The organism is Pseudoalteromonas sp. SA25 (assembly GCF_011378705.1).
In the GTDB taxonomy this organism is placed as follows: Bacteria; Pseudomonadota; Gammaproteobacteria; order Enterobacterales; family Alteromonadaceae; genus Pseudoalteromonas; species Pseudoalteromonas arctica.
The window spans coordinates 21,009-35,941 of record NZ_WTKV01000028.1; the positions used below are offsets into that span (position 1 = coordinate 21,009).

At 40.1% G+C, this 14,933-nt stretch carries 14 protein-coding genes; 12 read left to right on the forward strand and 2 right to left on the reverse strand.

Annotated elements, in window-relative coordinates; all coding sequences use genetic code 11:
• Positions 1-22: 22 nt before the first annotated feature.
• From ndk to der, 9 genes are all read left to right on the forward strand, one after another.
• Complete coding sequence (gene ndk / locus GQR45_RS18575) at positions 23-454, forward strand: nucleoside-diphosphate kinase (protein WP_007377442.1); 432 nt, start codon at positions 23-25, stop codon at positions 452-454.
• 167 nt (positions 455-621) lie between these two features.
• Positions 622-1,752 carry a bifunctional tRNA (adenosine(37)-C2)-methyltransferase TrmG/ribosomal RNA large subunit methyltransferase RlmN gene (locus GQR45_RS18580; protein WP_007583420.1) on the forward strand — a complete coding sequence of 377 codons (1,131 nt, stop codon included), beginning with the start codon at positions 622-624 and terminating at the stop codon, positions 1,750-1,752.
• Between the two features lie 126 nt (positions 1,753-1,878).
• Positions 1,879-3,720 carry a type IV pilus biogenesis/stability protein PilW gene (gene pilW / locus GQR45_RS18585; RefSeq protein ID WP_165726705.1) on the forward strand — a complete coding sequence of 614 codons (1,842 nt, stop codon included), beginning with the start codon at positions 1,879-1,881 and terminating at the stop codon, positions 3,718-3,720.
• Positions 3,717-4,586 carry a RodZ domain-containing protein gene (locus tag GQR45_RS18590; protein WP_007583424.1) on the forward strand — a complete coding sequence of 290 codons (870 nt, stop codon included), beginning with the start codon at positions 3,717-3,719 and terminating at the stop codon, positions 4,584-4,586. Before pilW ends, GQR45_RS18590 begins: the two co-directional genes overlap by 4 nt.
• A 5-nt stretch (positions 4,587-4,591) precedes the next feature.
• Positions 4,592-5,710, forward strand: a complete 1,119-nt coding sequence (ispG, locus tag GQR45_RS18595; RefSeq protein WP_007583427.1) for a flavodoxin-dependent (E)-4-hydroxy-3-methylbut-2-enyl-diphosphate synthase — start codon at positions 4,592-4,594, stop codon at positions 5,708-5,710.
• Between the two features lie 138 nt (positions 5,711-5,848).
• Positions 5,849-7,129: a histidine--tRNA ligase gene (gene hisS / locus GQR45_RS18600; RefSeq protein ID WP_024604284.1), complete on the forward strand. Its 1,281-nt coding sequence runs from the start codon at positions 5,849-5,851 to the stop codon at positions 7,127-7,129.
• A gap of 19 nt (positions 7,130-7,148) precedes the next feature.
• Positions 7,149-7,769 (forward strand): tetratricopeptide repeat protein, encoded by a 621-nt coding sequence (locus GQR45_RS18605; RefSeq protein WP_007583431.1) that lies wholly within the window; start codon positions 7,149-7,151, stop codon positions 7,767-7,769.
• Positions 7,770-7,779: 10 nt separating this feature from the next.
• Positions 7,780-8,958, forward strand: coding sequence for an outer membrane protein assembly factor BamB (gene bamB, locus GQR45_RS18610; RefSeq protein ID WP_165726706.1), 1,179 nt, complete (start codon positions 7,780-7,782; stop codon positions 8,956-8,958).
• Between the two features lie 74 nt (positions 8,959-9,032).
• Entirely contained in the window at positions 9,033-10,499 is a 1,467-nt protein-coding gene (gene der, locus GQR45_RS18615) for a ribosome biogenesis GTPase Der (protein ID WP_024592997.1), read from the forward strand.
• Between the two features lie 80 nt (positions 10,500-10,579).
• Here der and GQR45_RS18620 read toward each other — a convergent pair whose 3' ends face one another.
• Positions 10,580-11,083: a zf-TFIIB domain-containing protein gene (locus GQR45_RS18620; protein WP_165726707.1), complete on the reverse strand. Its 504-nt coding sequence runs from the start codon at positions 11,081-11,083 to the stop codon at positions 10,580-10,582.
• Between the two features lie 41 nt (positions 11,084-11,124).
• Entirely contained in the window at positions 11,125-11,712 is a 588-nt protein-coding gene (locus GQR45_RS18625; RefSeq protein WP_165726708.1) for a DUF4202 domain-containing protein, read from the reverse strand.
• Between the two features lie 227 nt (positions 11,713-11,939).
• Between GQR45_RS18625 and GQR45_RS18630 the strand changes: the two genes are divergently transcribed.
• The 3 genes from GQR45_RS18630 (at position 11,940) to GQR45_RS18640 (ending at position 14,919) form a co-directional block, all read left to right on the forward strand.
• Positions 11,940-13,667: a DUF885 domain-containing protein gene (locus GQR45_RS18630; protein ID WP_165726709.1), complete on the forward strand. Its 1,728-nt coding sequence runs from the start codon at positions 11,940-11,942 to the stop codon at positions 13,665-13,667.
• A 50-nt stretch (positions 13,668-13,717) separates the two neighbouring features.
• Positions 13,718-14,425, forward strand: a complete 708-nt coding sequence (locus GQR45_RS18635) for a winged helix-turn-helix domain-containing protein (RefSeq protein ID WP_165726710.1) — start codon at positions 13,718-13,720, stop codon at positions 14,423-14,425.
• A 155-nt stretch (positions 14,426-14,580) separates the two neighbouring features.
• Positions 14,581-14,919, forward strand: a complete 339-nt coding sequence (locus GQR45_RS18640) for a transcriptional regulator (RefSeq protein ID WP_165726711.1) — start codon at positions 14,581-14,583, stop codon at positions 14,917-14,919.
• Positions 14,920-14,933 lie beyond the last annotated feature (14 nt).

Below are 14,933 nucleotides of genomic sequence, written 5' to 3' on the forward strand. Positions count from 1 at the left end.
TTAAAATTATTGGAGCATAAAGATGGCTTTAGAACGTACTTTTTCAATCGTAAAACCTGATGCAGTTGCTAAAAACCACATTGGCGCTATCTACAACCGTTTCGAATCTGCTGGCCTTAAAATCGTTGCAGCTAAAATGGTTCACCTTTCACAAGAGAAAGCTGAAGGTTTCTACGCTGAACATAGCGAACGTCCTTTCTTCGGTGCTTTAGTATCTTTCATGACATCTGGTCCAGTAATGGTTACAGTTCTTGAAGGCGAAAACGCTGTTCTTAAAAACCGTGAAATCATGGGTGCTACTAACCCTGCTGAAGCACTAGCTGGTACTTTACGTGCAGACTACGCTGATAGCATCGACGAAAATGCTGTTCACGGTTCTGACGCTGTTGAATCTGCTGCTCGCGAAATCGCGTACTTCTTCGCTGACGAAGAGCTTTGTTCACGTACTCGTTAATTCGAATTCGTTAACATATTGAAAAGGGCTTTCGGGCCCTTTTTTAGTCATTACGTAAAGTATTAATCAGAAACTCATGATGTTTTACGTAATGATTAAAGTGAGTGAATTGTGTACAATTCGTCCTCGTAAATTTTATCTCCACCGTCACCGATTGAGGTTGTTTCATGACCGAGCAAAAAAAGATTAACTTATTAGATTTAAACCGAGAAGCAATGCGCGAGCTATTTGCATCGTTCGGTGAAAAGCCGTTTCGTAGTGACCAGGTGATGAAATGGATTTATCATTTTGGCGTAGATAACTTCGACGATATGAGCAACGTAAACAAAAAGCTTAAAGAAAAACTTAAAGCTGAGTGCGAAATTGTAGCGCCAGAAATTACCGTTCGCCAACAAGCAAGCGACGGTACTATTAAATACGCACTTATTCTGGAAGGTGGTCAAGAAGTAGAAGCCGTTTGGATCCCTGAAAAAGAACGCGCTACTTTATGTGTATCATCACAAGTGGGTTGTGCTCTTGAGTGTACTTTTTGTTCTACCGCTCAACAAGGCTTTAACCGTAACTTAAAAGTATCTGAAATTATTGGTCAAGTTTGGCGTGTAGCTAAAGATATAGGCCTTGATGGTCATAGCGAAAAGCGCCCAGTAACTAACGTTGTAATGATGGGTATGGGCGAGCCTTTACTTAATCTTAAAAACGTAGTGCCAGCAATGGAACTAATGATGGACGATTGGGGCTTTGGTTTATCTAAGCGCCGCGTAACATTAAGTACTTCAGGCGTTGTACCTGCACTTGATTTACTAAAAGAGAAAATTGACGTAGCACTGGCTATATCACTTCACGCACCAGATAACGCACTGCGTGACATTTTAGTGCCAGTTAATAAAAAGTACCCTATTGAAGAATTTTTAGCCTCGTGTCGTCGTTATATCGATGGCTCAAAAGCAAATAAAGATGTAACGGTTGAATACGTGATGCTTAACGGTATTAACGACAGCACCGATCAGGCGCATGCATTAGTGCAAACGTTAAAAGGCACACCTTGTAAGGTAAACCTTATTCCGTTTAACCCATTCCCGGGTAATGAATACACGCGCTCAAGCAATAGCCGTATTGACCGTTTTTCAAAAGTATTACAAGCAGCAGGCGTTACCTGTATTGTTCGTCGTACTCGCGGGGACGATATTGACGCCGCTTGCGGACAGTTAGTCGGTGACGTAGTTGACCGTACTAAACGTTTAGCTAAAAAGAAAATGCGTGACGATAACGCAATTAGCGTTAATATCCACCAAGCATAATCTGTAACTGCCCTATGTGAATAAGTCATATAGGGCAGTTAAGTTGTTTATTTTTAAATAAATGATGCAAGAATAAAGGTTTTAGGTAAGATAGGCGAAATGGACTAAAAATAAAGAGATAAGGTAATGCGATCTATACTTGCTATAACACTATCAACACTTGCCTTAAGTGGCTGTGTTAGCGAAAGTAGTTATAACGGCAGTAATAAGCCCGTCGTCGAAAATAAAATTAATAATACTGGCGCAGCACGAACACGAATTGCTTTAGCCCTACAGTATTTAAAAACGGGTAATAACTCTCAAGCCAAATACAATTTAGAACGTGCAGCTGCATTTGCTCCTGACCTACCTGAAGTACATTACTCTCTTGCTTATTACTATCAACAAGTAGGCGAAAACCCGCTAGCTGATAAAGCCTACCAAAAAGCACTCGAAATAAAGCCTGACGATCCTAATACCCTTAATAACTACGGCGTGTTTTTATGTGGTATTGATGAATACGATCGTGCAACTGATCAATTTTTAAAAGCCATTGAAGTACCAAGTTATATTCGCGTTGCCGAAAGTTACGAAAATTTAGCCTTGTGTGCTATTGAATTTGATGATTTTGAAAATGCAGAAAGTTACTTTCAACAGGCACTTAATCACAGCTCTCAGCGTACATCTACGTTAATTAGTTTAGCAGCGCTGTATTACGCAAAAAGTGACTTATACAAAGCCAGTGAACTTTTAAAGCGCTACGAAAGCACAGGTCGAGTATCCTCTCGCGCATTAATGCTTAGCTACCTTGTAAAAAACAGAATGGGCAGAATAGAAGAGGCTGAAAAAATTTCCAGCACTATTTTACAAACTTACTCTAGCAGTAACGAAGCCTATGCATTAAAAGAGAAAAGAACACGTTTTAATGAGTTTGAAATACTGCGAGAAAAATACCGTAAAGCGCAGTTAAAAGAACTAAAAAATGACGAAAGCGGCGCGCACGTTAGTTCAAAAAAACCAAAAATAAAAGTAATCAGAAAGAAACGTTCACCACAAGACGGTTCAACAAGCTTGGTAACAAACGACGAGCAAAAAACAGATAAAAAGATCGCAATAGCAAATAACCAAGATGTAAATTCAGTTATAGTAAGAGAAAAGCAAGCTAAGGCAGTACAAAACACGGTCAGTAAGCAAGCCGATGAAGCAACCGTAATAGCAAAACAAATAACAACTCAAAAAGAAGAAGCTCCTAAAGTCGTCGCACCAAGCAACCCTACCGATACATCGGCTGTTATGCTTGCACTTACTACTGAGCACGACTCTGCAGATTCCGTAGTAGCTGCACCTAAAAAAGCTAAGTCCGTTTACGAACCTCAAAAAGAAGTTATAGCAACAAAACAACCAGCTAAAGCTGATGACGAAGTTACAATAATTTCGTTTGGCGCACCTAAAACAGGCCAGTTTAATTCGCAGCAAACTAGTAACTATAGTAATTCAGTTCCTGCAGTTACCGCTCAAAAAAATAGTAGTGACGTGGTATTCTACGAAGCGACTAAAAATACAACTGTATTTGAAAATAGCAGCTATCAAAATGATGCAGATATTGAATTTAAAAGTTACGAAGCAGTACAAAAAACAGAGCTCCCAATGCTTAACCCTAAAGTATCGCCTTTACGCGTGCCATTTCACGTAATTGCTGTTGGCGAAAACCTATTTAGCATTTCGGTGCGATACAATGTTAAACTACAAAAGCTCCTGCAATGGAATGGTCTAAAAGAGTCGGATCGAGTAATGAATGGAAGTAAAATATACCTAAACGATCCAAATATTTATTACGAAATTAAAGCTGGTGATTCCCTTTACGATATAGCTACCCAGCGGCATGTATTAATTGATGAATTAATGCGATGGAATAAATTAAGTCCTGATATAGCACTAAAACCAGGGCACAAACTTTTACTAGTGGATCCAGACTCATACACATTATGAATGAAGAAAATACGCAAACACAGAGCGAACAGCCAACTGTAGGCCAAATATTAAAAAACCACAGAGAACAAGCGAACGTTAGCATAGCGACTATTGCTGCACCGTTAAAGCTGTCTGAACTTCAAATTAAACGCCTTGAAAATGATGAATTTACATTGCTCGGCCCTATTACTTTTGTTAAAGGCTATATAAAAAACTATTGCCGTGAATTAAAAGTAGATAGCGCACCTATTTTAGCAATGATGCCAGCCCCACCAGAGCCGGCTAAACCCGCTAATATGCAGAGTTTTTCACGCCGTACAGAAAAAGAAGCAAACGACAGTCGTTTAATGTTTTTTAGCTATTTAATTTTAGCGATTGTTATTGGCTCATCTGCTTTATGGTTTTGGCAAAACGCGACACCTATTGAAGAGCAAACGAGTAATATAAACGTTGCCAACTCAAAAATGAGCGAGCGCCAAGCCGCTCAACCCAGTATTTCAGAGCAACAGCAACAAGCCGAAATTGACGATGAATCATTATTAGAATCACAAAGCACGTCTAGTGAAACATCAACAAGCCCAGAAATAGTTAAAGAAACGGCTCCTATTGCTTCTAACAGCGCAAGTCAAGACGATGCTAGCAGTACAATTGTCATGAACTTTAATGGCGAAAGTTGGGTTGAAATTTACGACGGCGAAGGCGAAAAAATAGCATTCGGCGTTAAAAAAGCAGGCTACATTATGACCGTAAGCGGTACGCCTCCTTTTTCAGTTGTGCTTGGTAAGCATGACGCTGTAGACATTACTTTAAACGGTGAACCTGTAGATGTTTCTGCATTTCCTCAAAACCGTTTAGCCAAATTTACATTACCACTAGCAGAGTAGTCGCTATGTTTTCAGAATCTCCAATTAAACGCAGAAAATCCACCCGAATCAATGTAGGTAACGTCCCTATTGGTGATGGTGCCCCTATTGCAGTGCAATCAATGACCAACACCGACACCATGGATGTTGATGCAACTGTTGCACAAATACAGGCAATACAAGATGCAGGTGCCGACATAGTCCGTGTATCAGTACCAACAATGGATGCAGCCGAAGCGTTTAAAAGTATAAAAGAGCAAGTAACGATTCCGCTAGTTGCCGATATTCATTTTGATTATCGTATTGCCTTAAAAGTAGCAAAATACGGTGTAGATTGCCTGCGTATAAACCCGGGGAATATAGGTAGTGAAGAGCGTATTAGAGCCGTAGTAGACTCAGCACGCGAGCACAACATTCCTATTCGTATTGGTGTAAATGGCGGTTCACTAGAGCGCGACTTACAAGAAAAATACGGCGAACCAACACCAGAAGCCTTATTAGAATCAGCAATGCGCCATGTAGATATATTGCGCCGCCTTGATTTTGACCAATTTAAAATATCAGTAAAAGCGTCTGACGTATTTTTAGCGGTAGGAGCATATCGCTTACTCGCTAAAGAAATAGACCAACCACTACATTTAGGTATTACCGAAGCGGGCGGCATGCGCTCAGGCTCTGTTAAATCTGCAGTAGGTTTAGGTATGTTATTAGCCGAAGGTATTGGCGATACCCTGCGTGTATCACTTGCTGCCGATCCTGTTCAAGAAATTAAAGTCGGCTTTGATATCTTAAATTCATTGCGCATTCGTTCGCGTGGAATTAACTTTATTGCCTGTCCTAGCTGCTCACGTCAAGAGTTTGATGTAGTAAGCACCATGAACCAACTTGAAGAGCGCTTAGAGGATATTATCGAACCTATGTCAGTTTCGGTAATTGGTTGCGTTGTAAATGGACCAGGTGAAGCGCTTGTGAGTGATATAGGGCTTGCCGGTGCAAATCGTCGTTCTGGTTTGTATATAAATGGCGAACGCCAAAAAGCACGCATTGATAACAACAACATTGTTGACCAGCTTGAAGGTTATGTACGCGACTTTATAGAAAAAAAGCAGAGCCAAACACCGATTGACATAAAAATAGTCGAATAAATACCGCATAAAGCGCCAAACAGCGGTGTTTGGCGTTTACCTTTATAGCTAAAACGCTATAATGGCGGGTCAATTTTTAGCATTCTTGTTGTGTAAGCATTTTTCATTACACAAAAAAACAGCATTTAGGATTTATCAGTGGCAAAACAAATTCAGGCAGTTCGCGGTATGAACGATTGTCTGCCGGGCGATACACAAGTTTGGCAGAAAGTAGAAAACATTTTACGCGAGACAGTAGCATCGTTCGGTTATCAAGAAATTCGTTTTCCTATTGTAGAATCAACCGACTTATTTAAACGCTCTATTGGTGAAGTTACCGATATAGTAGAAAAAGAAATGTACACCTTTGCCGATCGCAATGGCGACTTATTAACACTTCGCCCAGAAGGCACCGCAGTATGCGTACGTGCTGGCAACCAAAATGGCTTACTATATAATCAAGAACAACGCCTTTGGTACATGGGTCCAATGTTTCGTCACGAGCGTCCGCAAAAAGGTCGTTACCGTCAGTTTCACCAATTTGGTTTAGAAACATTTGGTATTGCTACAGCAGATATAGACGCAGAAGTTATTTTATTAACAGCGCAACTATGGGAAGCTTTTGGTATTACTGAGCACGTTCGTTTGGAGCTAAATTCTTTAGGGTCTAACGAAGCGCGTGCAGATTACCGTGATGCGTTAGTAGCCTACCTTGAGCAACACATTGATGTGCTTGATGAAGACTCAAAACGTCGTATGTATTCAAACCCATTACGCGTACTTGATAGCAAAAACCCAGACGTACAAGCAATTTTAACTGATGCGCCTAAATTGTCTGAAAATTTAGATGCTGAATCAAAAGAACATTTTGCAAATTTATGTGAACGTTTAGACGCTGCTGGCGTCTCATATACGGTTAATGAAAAGTTAGTACGTGGTTTAGACTACTACAACCGCACTGTATTTGAATGGGTAACCGACAGTTTAGGTGCACAAGGCACTGTATGTGCTGGCGGACGTTACGATGGCTTAGTTGAACAACTTGGCGGCAAAGCAACGCCAGCAGTTGGTTTTGCAATGGGTCTAGAGCGCTTAGTATTATTACTACAAGCACTTGAGTGTGTAGGTGACATTCGTCGTAATGCTGATGTATATTTAGCAGCAATGGGCGACAAAGCAAGCATTCAAGCTCCTGCAATTGCAGCACAACTACGTAAAGACGTACCGGGTTTACGCGTTATGGTACATGCGGGCGGCGGCAACTTTAAAAAACAATTAAAACGTGCTGATAAAAGCGATGCACTTGTTGCAGTGATTATTGGTGAAGATGAATTAGAAAAAGGCGTTGTGACCATCAAGTATTTACGCGAGCGTAAAGAACAAGTCACATTAGAATTAGAACAAGCTAAAGCGCTATTAGCTGAGCTTATTAACGGCTAAGCGAACATTAGAGGTAAGAATGGATATTTATTCAACAGAAGAACAACAAGCAGAAGCCATTAAACGCTTTTTCCGTGAAAACGGCATTTCACTTGCGCTAGGTATACTTGTTGGCCTAGGTGGCTTATATGGCTGGAAAGCATATAACCAAAACCAAATTACTACCGCTGAGAAAGCATCAGATTCATATACAGCGCTTGTTGAAAGCGACGATGTATTATCTTCAGCTGATGCGTTTATTAGCGAAAATAAAGACACAAACTACGCAACACTTGCTGCATTCGTTGCTGCAAAAGACGCAGTAGAAGCGAAAAAATTAGACGTAGCAAGCGAAAAGCTAAGCTGGGTTGTGTCTAATACGCCAAATACAGAATTAAAAGCAATTGCGATTACACGTTTAGCACGTGTTCAAATTGCGCAAACTAAATATGACGATGCATTAACAACATTAAATGCACCATTACCTGAAGCGTTCAATGCAAACGTGGCCGAGCTTAAAGGCGATATTTACACTGAGCAAGGTAATAAAGATCAAGCACGTACTGCATACCAAGCAGCAATAGATGCGGGTGGATTAACAAGTAACCCACTATTACAAATTAAGTTAGATGACCTAGCAGTAACTAGCCCAGCGGCATAAGGTTTTAGGCATGAAAAAATTTACAACAGCAGCCCTTGCCCTATGTATGGCAACATTGATGGGTTGTTCATCAAGTGATGATGAAGATGAACTAGTACTTCCTGAAATTGTAAACCAATTTGAAACTGACGTTGTTTGGCAAGAATCTGTAGGTGATGGCGTAGAGCATTATTTTTCTCGTTTAACACCCGCAGTTTACAAAGATACTGTGTATGTTGCTAGCCGCGAAGGCCAAGTAGAAGCGCTTTCGCTTGATAATGGCGATACAAAATGGGAAACCGATGTACGCCAAGATTTATCGTTTTGGCCTTGGGCTGACAACGGTAGTGCAAAATTATCAGGTGGTATTTTGCAAGCCTATGGTAAAATTTATATTGGTTCTGAACACGGCTTTATTATTGCTCTTGATCGCGAAACTGGTGAAGAAGTTTGGCGTAAAAACGTACCAGGCGAATCTCTGTCTAAACCAACAGCAGGCGATGGCTTAATATTTGTAAATTTAGGCTCTGGTAAATTGTTAGCCCTTCACCCAGATACAGGCGAAGAGCGTTGGAGCTTTGAACAAGAAGTTCCACCACTAACATTACGCGGACAAAGCTCACCAACCGTTGCTAACGGTGGTGTATTAGTTGGCCTTGAAACAGGCAAACTGAGCGTATTAATTTCAGACAGTGGTTACTCAGCATGGAGCGCAGAAATTGCGGTTGCTAAAGGCGCATCAGAATTTGAACGCCTAGTTGACGTAGACACTCAACCACTTATTAGCGGTCCATACGCTTACGCTATAGCTTACAACGGCAACTTAGCCGCTGTAGATATTCGCTCTGGCAATGTTGTATGGAAACGCGAGTACAGCAGCTACCGCGAAATTGCGATGGATGCACAAACAATTTATTTAGTAGATAGCGATGGTGTTATTTACGCATTAGATAAAAATTCAGGTATTGAACGTTGGAGCCAACCCGCTCTACGCGGTTGGTACCTAACAGGCCCTGCAGTTGCAGGTAGCCACTTAGCTTTAGGCGACCAAGAAGGTAACCTACATTGGCTAAATAAAGAAACTGGCGAGCTAGTATCTCGTGAAGACTTTGACAGCTCGGGCTTTTTTGTTGAGCCAGTTGTTGCCGACGATAAGCTAATTTTATACACCCGTGATGGTGAAGTTAGTATGGTAAAAATACCAAACTAAGTTACTAATAGTCATATGGTTTTTTTAAGGCTTCGCACTGCGAAGCCTTTTGTTGTTTTTTAAAGAGGTAGTTTATGCTTCCCGTGATCGCTCTAGTTGGGCGACCCAATGTGGGCAAATCCACATTATTTAACCGTTTAACACGTACTCGTGATGCACTCGTAGCCGATTTTCCAGGTTTAACACGAGATAGAAAATATGGCCAAGCTAGTTACGATGGCTATGAATTTATCGTGGTAGACACGGGCGGTATTGATGGCTCAGAAGAAGGCATCGAAATCGAAATGGCAGATCAATCTCTGCTAGCTATTGAAGAAGCTGACATTGTTCTGTTTTTAGTAGATGCTCGTGTAGGTATGACCGTAGCTGACCAAGCAATTGCTAATCACTTGCGTAAACAAGATAAAAAGTGTTTTGTTGTTGCCAATAAAACCGATGGTATTGATGCAGATTCAAACTGTGCTGAATTTTACCAATTATCATTAGGTGAAATTCATCACATTGCTGCATCGCATGGCCGTGGTATTACGTTATTACTTGAGCAAACACTTCAGCCGCTTATTGCTGAATTAGCTGCACAAGACGAAGACGTAACAGGCGATGACGAAGAGCTTATTAATCTTTACGAAGAAGATGAAGACAGCGATACCGATCACCAGGCATTTGCAGACAAACCTGTAAAGCTTGCGATTATTGGTCGTCCTAACGTTGGTAAGTCAACGCTTACAAACCGTATACTGGGTGAAGATCGCGTAATTGTATACGACATGCCAGGTACAACACGTGACTCTATCTACATTCCGATGACTCGAAATGAAAAAGAGTATGTGTTAATTGACACCGCAGGTGTTCGTAAGCGTAAAAAAGTAAGCGACGTAGTTGAAAAGTTCTCTGTCATTAAAACGCTTCAAGCAATCGAAGATTGTAACGTTGTGTTATTGATTGTTGATGCTCGCGATGGTATTTCTGATCAAGATTTAAGCTTATTAGGCTTTGCTCTTAACTCAGGTCGTTCATTGGTAATTGCAGTGAACAAATGGGATGGCTTAGACGATTACGTTAAAGATCGTATTAAATCAGAGCTCGATCGCCGTTTAGGCTTTATTGACTTTGCACGCCTACACTTTATATCTGCACTACACGGTACAGGTGTTGGTCATTTATTCGAGTCTGTTGACGAAGCGTATGAATCAGCGACTAAACGTATAAGTACTGCAATGTTACGTCGTATTATGGACATGGCTCAAGCCGATCACCAGCCGCCACTTGTTCGTGGTCGTCGTGTTAAGCTCAAATATGCGCATGCCGGTGGTTATAACCCACCACGTATTGTTATTCACGGTAACCAAGTTAAAGATTTACCAGATAGTTATAAACGCTACCTGATGAACTATTACCGTAAAGCGCTTAAAATTATGGGCACACCTATCAAAATCGAATTTAGAGAAGGTGAAAACCCATTTGCTGGTCGTGTTAATAAAGTAACACTGTCGCAAAAGCGTAAAATACGTGCATTTGCTAAAGAAAACCGTAATAAATAAACTTTTCAAGAGTTAGTTTATTACAATAAAAACGGCGTACTTTTTAGTACGCCGTTTTTGTTTTAATATGTTATTAAGAGTTACAAACCAAGTAAAGCTAAGCGAACCAAGTTCTCAACGGTGGTTTCATGCGCACTTTTATTTTTATTAGTTGGCGTAAACCTAGAAGTAGGTGATTTAATAGTTATAAACCCATGATTGGTTGCCATTTCATGAGCTAACAGCTTACGCTCTTTGGGTGTTAGGTGGTTTTCGTGTATTTTTTCCAGCTCGCCACTATCAAGCCATATTCCTGCACAGCCTGGACATTCATCTATTTCGACAGCCTTTACTGGCGAAAAATACCGGCGCATCATCACAATACTTGGGCATTTAGGGCAATTTACTCGCGATGAGACATCACCCTCACCTTCGGTATAATTACTCAAATACTTAAGTAATACCTGACCATGCTTTAACTCTGGTGAGCTAAACTTAAAAATTTGGCTGTTATCAAAAAATACGCCACCTTGCACTGAAGTGTAAACAGTAATACCGCCAATTAATAACGGCTCAAGAGAGGCATTTGTACGTGGGCATAACATTCTAAAAATCCTTTTTATTTTAATGCCTAGCTTACACTACTTTACTCAAGCGCTTTATGAATAAGCCCAACAAGTGGATCTGGTAATGTAATATTACCTGTAAGTACAAACTCATGGGCTTCATCTGACATTTTTTGCCATGTGCGGCGAATAATACCAATCCATTTTTCTTCATTGTAATCTGGTTTTGCACTGGCAAACCCAAGCATGTAGTGTTCAATAAACACCAAACTCGCTACATCTTCTACTAATTGGCTATCTGGATTGCGCTTAATATCTTTTTTAGCAACCGCGTTATAAACACGGTTTTGGTCCGTATCGTTAAACCCAGCTTGTTTCATTAATTCAACGGCTAGTGACGCATGAAAAATATAAAGTGCGCTGCGCCATTGATGATAACCCTGCTTGTTCATTTCAAAGTCACTACGTGGCGACTTCCAACGCTGAATATGCTGTGCACGCACTGCAACTTGCATGAGTGCATCGGCATCTGGTTTAAAACGAGTTAGCATTTCGCTCATACGCAAGCCGTATAAGCTTTCTTTTGGAAAGCTTTGCCTATTGTGCTGCTCAGTATTTGGGTCTTGGTTGTTTGCTTCATCAATTAAGGTAATTACTTTATTAAACATGACGGTCATTTTTTATAATAAGTTTTAATCATTCTAAACGCTGATAAAACAATAAACTAGTACGCCAATCAGTTACGCAGTGAAATTTGTTCAATCAAAAAGTAAAACCAAGAGTTACAGGTTATAAAAGTAAGCGCATTGATTAAGTTAACTTGGTACTATATTGAGCATAAATTAAAATAAAAAAGCGCGATAAATAATAACAAACTCGCCAATAACGGATGACTATGTTTAAAAAAACAATTTTAGCTATTTGCTTAGCTGTAGCATCACTGCCGAGCGCAGCCGATAGCAATGCAGATTTAAAAACCATTATTGATAACCACTGGCAAAATGCAAAAGCCGAAAAAATATTCTTTCGTACCGACCCAGACGGCTGGAAGCCAAATGGTACATTACCAAATTGGACCGAACAAGCCATTGCAAAGCGCCAAGCTTACAATAACAGTGTAATAAAAAGCTTAAGTAAAATAGATCCTAAAACGCTGAGCAGCTCGCAACTAATGAACTACCGTTTATTTAAATACGAGCGAGAAACAGAGCAGCAAAGCTACCTTTTTCAAGATAAGTATTTTCAGGTTAACTTTTTAAGTGGCTGGCATACCTACTTTGCCGAAGCACCGGCTAATATGGCATTTTTAACACCTGATGATTACAACGCATTTTTAGTAAGCCTTGCCGACTACCCTCGCTTTAACCAAGAAAACATTAACTTGATGAAGGAAGGAATTGAACTGGGGTATACGCACTACTGCAAAACATTTGAAAATTACAGCCAGAGCATTAACGCTCATATTGTTAAGCAACCTGAAAACAGTGCCTTATACGAGCCCTTTACACGTATACCAAATACGTTTACAGCAGAGCAAAAGGCCACATACCAAAACAAAGCAAAAGCCTTAATTAGCTCAAAAGTAGTCCCGGCTTATCAGCACTTTTACGACTTTTTTGAAAACGATTACATGCCGAACTGTAGAACAGAGCCAGGTATTTCAAGCGTTAAAGACGGGCTTGAGTATTACAAATATGCAGTTAATTACTACACCACAACCAATGCCACACCAAAGCAAATTCATGAGCTTGGCTTAAAAGAAGTGGCGCGTATAAAAACGCAAATGCAAAACATCGTTGATAAAGTAGGTTTTGATGGCACCTATGCTGAGTTTTTAGAATTTTTAGCGACCGATGAGCAATTTTACGCAACAGACGCGCAAGACTTACTTGAAAAAACAGCCTTTATTACGCAAAAAATGTATGGCAAGTTACCAACCTACTTCAATCATTTACCGCGTAACACCTTTACAATAAAAGGCTCAGCGAGTCGCGGCGCGTTTTATATGCCACCTGCTGATAATCGCTCCCCTGGTACTTACTTTTTAGCCTCTACACCTAAGCTACAGCCTTTATATAATTTAGAAGCACTTAGCCTGCACGAGGCAATACCAGGGCATCATTTACAAAACGCGATTGCGATGGAATTAGACGTACCCCAGTTTAGACGCACACTTAGCCACTCAGCATTTGGCGAAGGTTGGGCACTTTACACTGAACGTTTAGGTAAAGAAGCCGGCTTTTATCAAGATCCATACAGCGACTTTGGTCGTTTAGGCTACGAAATGTGGCGTGCAGTTAGGCTTGTTGTTGATACCGGTATTCATGCCTTTGGCTGGAGCCGCCAAAAGGCTATTGACTACTTGGCAGATCACACTGCTTTGCCACAAAGTTCGGTGGAGGATCAAATAGATCGTTATATTTCATGGCCAGGCCAAGCGCTCTCTTACAAAATGGGCGAAATAAAAATACGCGAACTGCGTGAAAAAGCCGAAAAAGAACTCGGGGCTAAGTTTGATATTCGCAGCTTTCACGACACCGTAATCGGCCAAGGCTCGCTACCTATGGCAGTACTTGAAGACGTAATAAACGATTGGATTGCAGAGCAAAAATCGGCTATTTAACATTCAAGGAGGCGGTATTATTTGCCGCCTCTTTCTAAATGGACTTTTTAATGAAACACCTACTTATTTTTATATCACTCATTTTATTTAGCAGCCAAGCTAATGCTTTTTGTTTAGACGTATCAAACTACATAGAGGGCGTAAAATATGGTGTTTGTGGGGAGCAAACAGATTCAATTTCCCTTACGCCTTATTTTATTATATGGATGCTTTTAAACGTGTTATTCGGACAGACTCTTAATAAACCAAATTTACACGTAGGTTTTAAATATTTACTTTTTCTCTGTGCATTCCCACTCAGCCCGCTAGTGCTTTTAATGAATTTAGCCGGAATAATGGTATCTCGGCTTTATAAAAAACACTTAAATACGACAGAAAATAAAACCCAACCTAACCCTGATTATGCAAAATCCGTCATTGATAAAACTAGGGTGAGTCAACTAACAATTGGCGAGTACACTTTTGACAGTCTGCAGCAGTCTTTAATTAAAGAAGATAACCTCTACACATTAGAGCCCAAATGCATGCAGGTACTTAGCTATTTAATAGAGCAACAACCAAGAATAGTTAGCCTTGAAGAGTTACACAATAATGTATGGGAGAATCAAATAGTGACCGACACCGCAATTAGGCGAGTTATTAGCAAACTACGTGTGGCCCTTAACGATAACGACACAAAAACCCCCAAATATATAAAGTCTGTAATGAAGCGAGGTTATCAGCTTATAGCTGAAGTAAAAACACAACCTATTGAATAGTAATGACTTATAAAAGTTATAACCAAGGTAATACCATGTTTATAACTTTATAATAACTAGTTAACGGCTCTGTTATCGTTATTTCTTACCTAACGGTTTAATTTATTTAGGCGCTGTAGAGCGACCCATAAAATTAAACAATTAAGGAAGAAAATATGAAACACTTATTACCTCTATTACTAGTATTAATCATAACAGTAATTACACTAAACCTTATCAACAGCAACGAGTGTATAGAAATAGGTAACGCATCTATTGCCAGTATTTCATTTGGCACTTGTGATTTATCTAACTCTCAATCAAACATATCACCACTTTTAGCTTTCTTTTGGTTAGCCATTAGCGTTTGCTTTGCAATCACATTACCTAAATCAACTATTGCTAATAAGTACAAAATTGCCTTATTTATACTTGGTTCACCACTAACTGTTTTCGTTTATTTAATTGCCTATATATCTGAAAACATACGCCAAGCAACTCAATCTTCTAAGTAAACCTATATGAGCAA

What these genes read in the sequence shown, in the direction of transcription:
- GQR45_RS18605 (WP_007583431.1), top strand. Translation starts at nt 7,149, where the DNA reads ATGGATATTTATTCAACAGAAGAACAACAAGCAGAAGCCATTAAACGC.
- bamB (WP_165726706.1), top strand. Translation starts at nt 7,780, where the DNA reads ATGAAAAAATTTACAACAGCAGCCCTTGCCCTATGTATGGCAACATTG.
- GQR45_RS18630 (WP_165726709.1), top strand. Translation starts at nt 11,940, where the DNA reads ATGTTTAAAAAAACAATTTTAGCTATTTGCTTAGCTGTAGCATCACTG.
- GQR45_RS18590 (WP_007583424.1), top strand. Translation starts at nt 3,717, where the DNA reads ATGAATGAAGAAAATACGCAAACACAGAGCGAACAGCCAACTGTAGGC.
- der (WP_024592997.1), top strand. Translation starts at nt 9,033, where the DNA reads ATGCTTCCCGTGATCGCTCTAGTTGGGCGACCCAATGTGGGCAAATCC.
- GQR45_RS18620 (WP_165726707.1), bottom strand. Translation starts at nt 11,083, where the DNA reads ATGTTATGCCCACGTACAAATGCCTCTCTTGAGCCGTTATTAATTGGC.
- GQR45_RS18635 (WP_165726710.1), top strand. Translation starts at nt 13,718, where the DNA reads ATGAAACACCTACTTATTTTTATATCACTCATTTTATTTAGCAGCCAA.
- GQR45_RS18625 (WP_165726708.1), bottom strand. Translation starts at nt 11,712, where the DNA reads ATGTTTAATAAAGTAATTACCTTAATTGATGAAGCAAACAACCAAGAC.
- GQR45_RS18580 (WP_007583420.1), top strand. Translation starts at nt 622, where the DNA reads ATGACCGAGCAAAAAAAGATTAACTTATTAGATTTAAACCGAGAAGCA.
- ndk (WP_007377442.1), top strand. Translation starts at nt 23, where the DNA reads ATGGCTTTAGAACGTACTTTTTCAATCGTAAAACCTGATGCAGTTGCT.
- pilW (WP_165726705.1), top strand. Translation starts at nt 1,879, where the DNA reads ATGCGATCTATACTTGCTATAACACTATCAACACTTGCCTTAAGTGGC.
- GQR45_RS18640 (WP_165726711.1), top strand. Translation starts at nt 14,581, where the DNA reads ATGAAACACTTATTACCTCTATTACTAGTATTAATCATAACAGTAATT.
- ispG (WP_007583427.1), top strand. Translation starts at nt 4,592, where the DNA reads ATGTTTTCAGAATCTCCAATTAAACGCAGAAAATCCACCCGAATCAAT.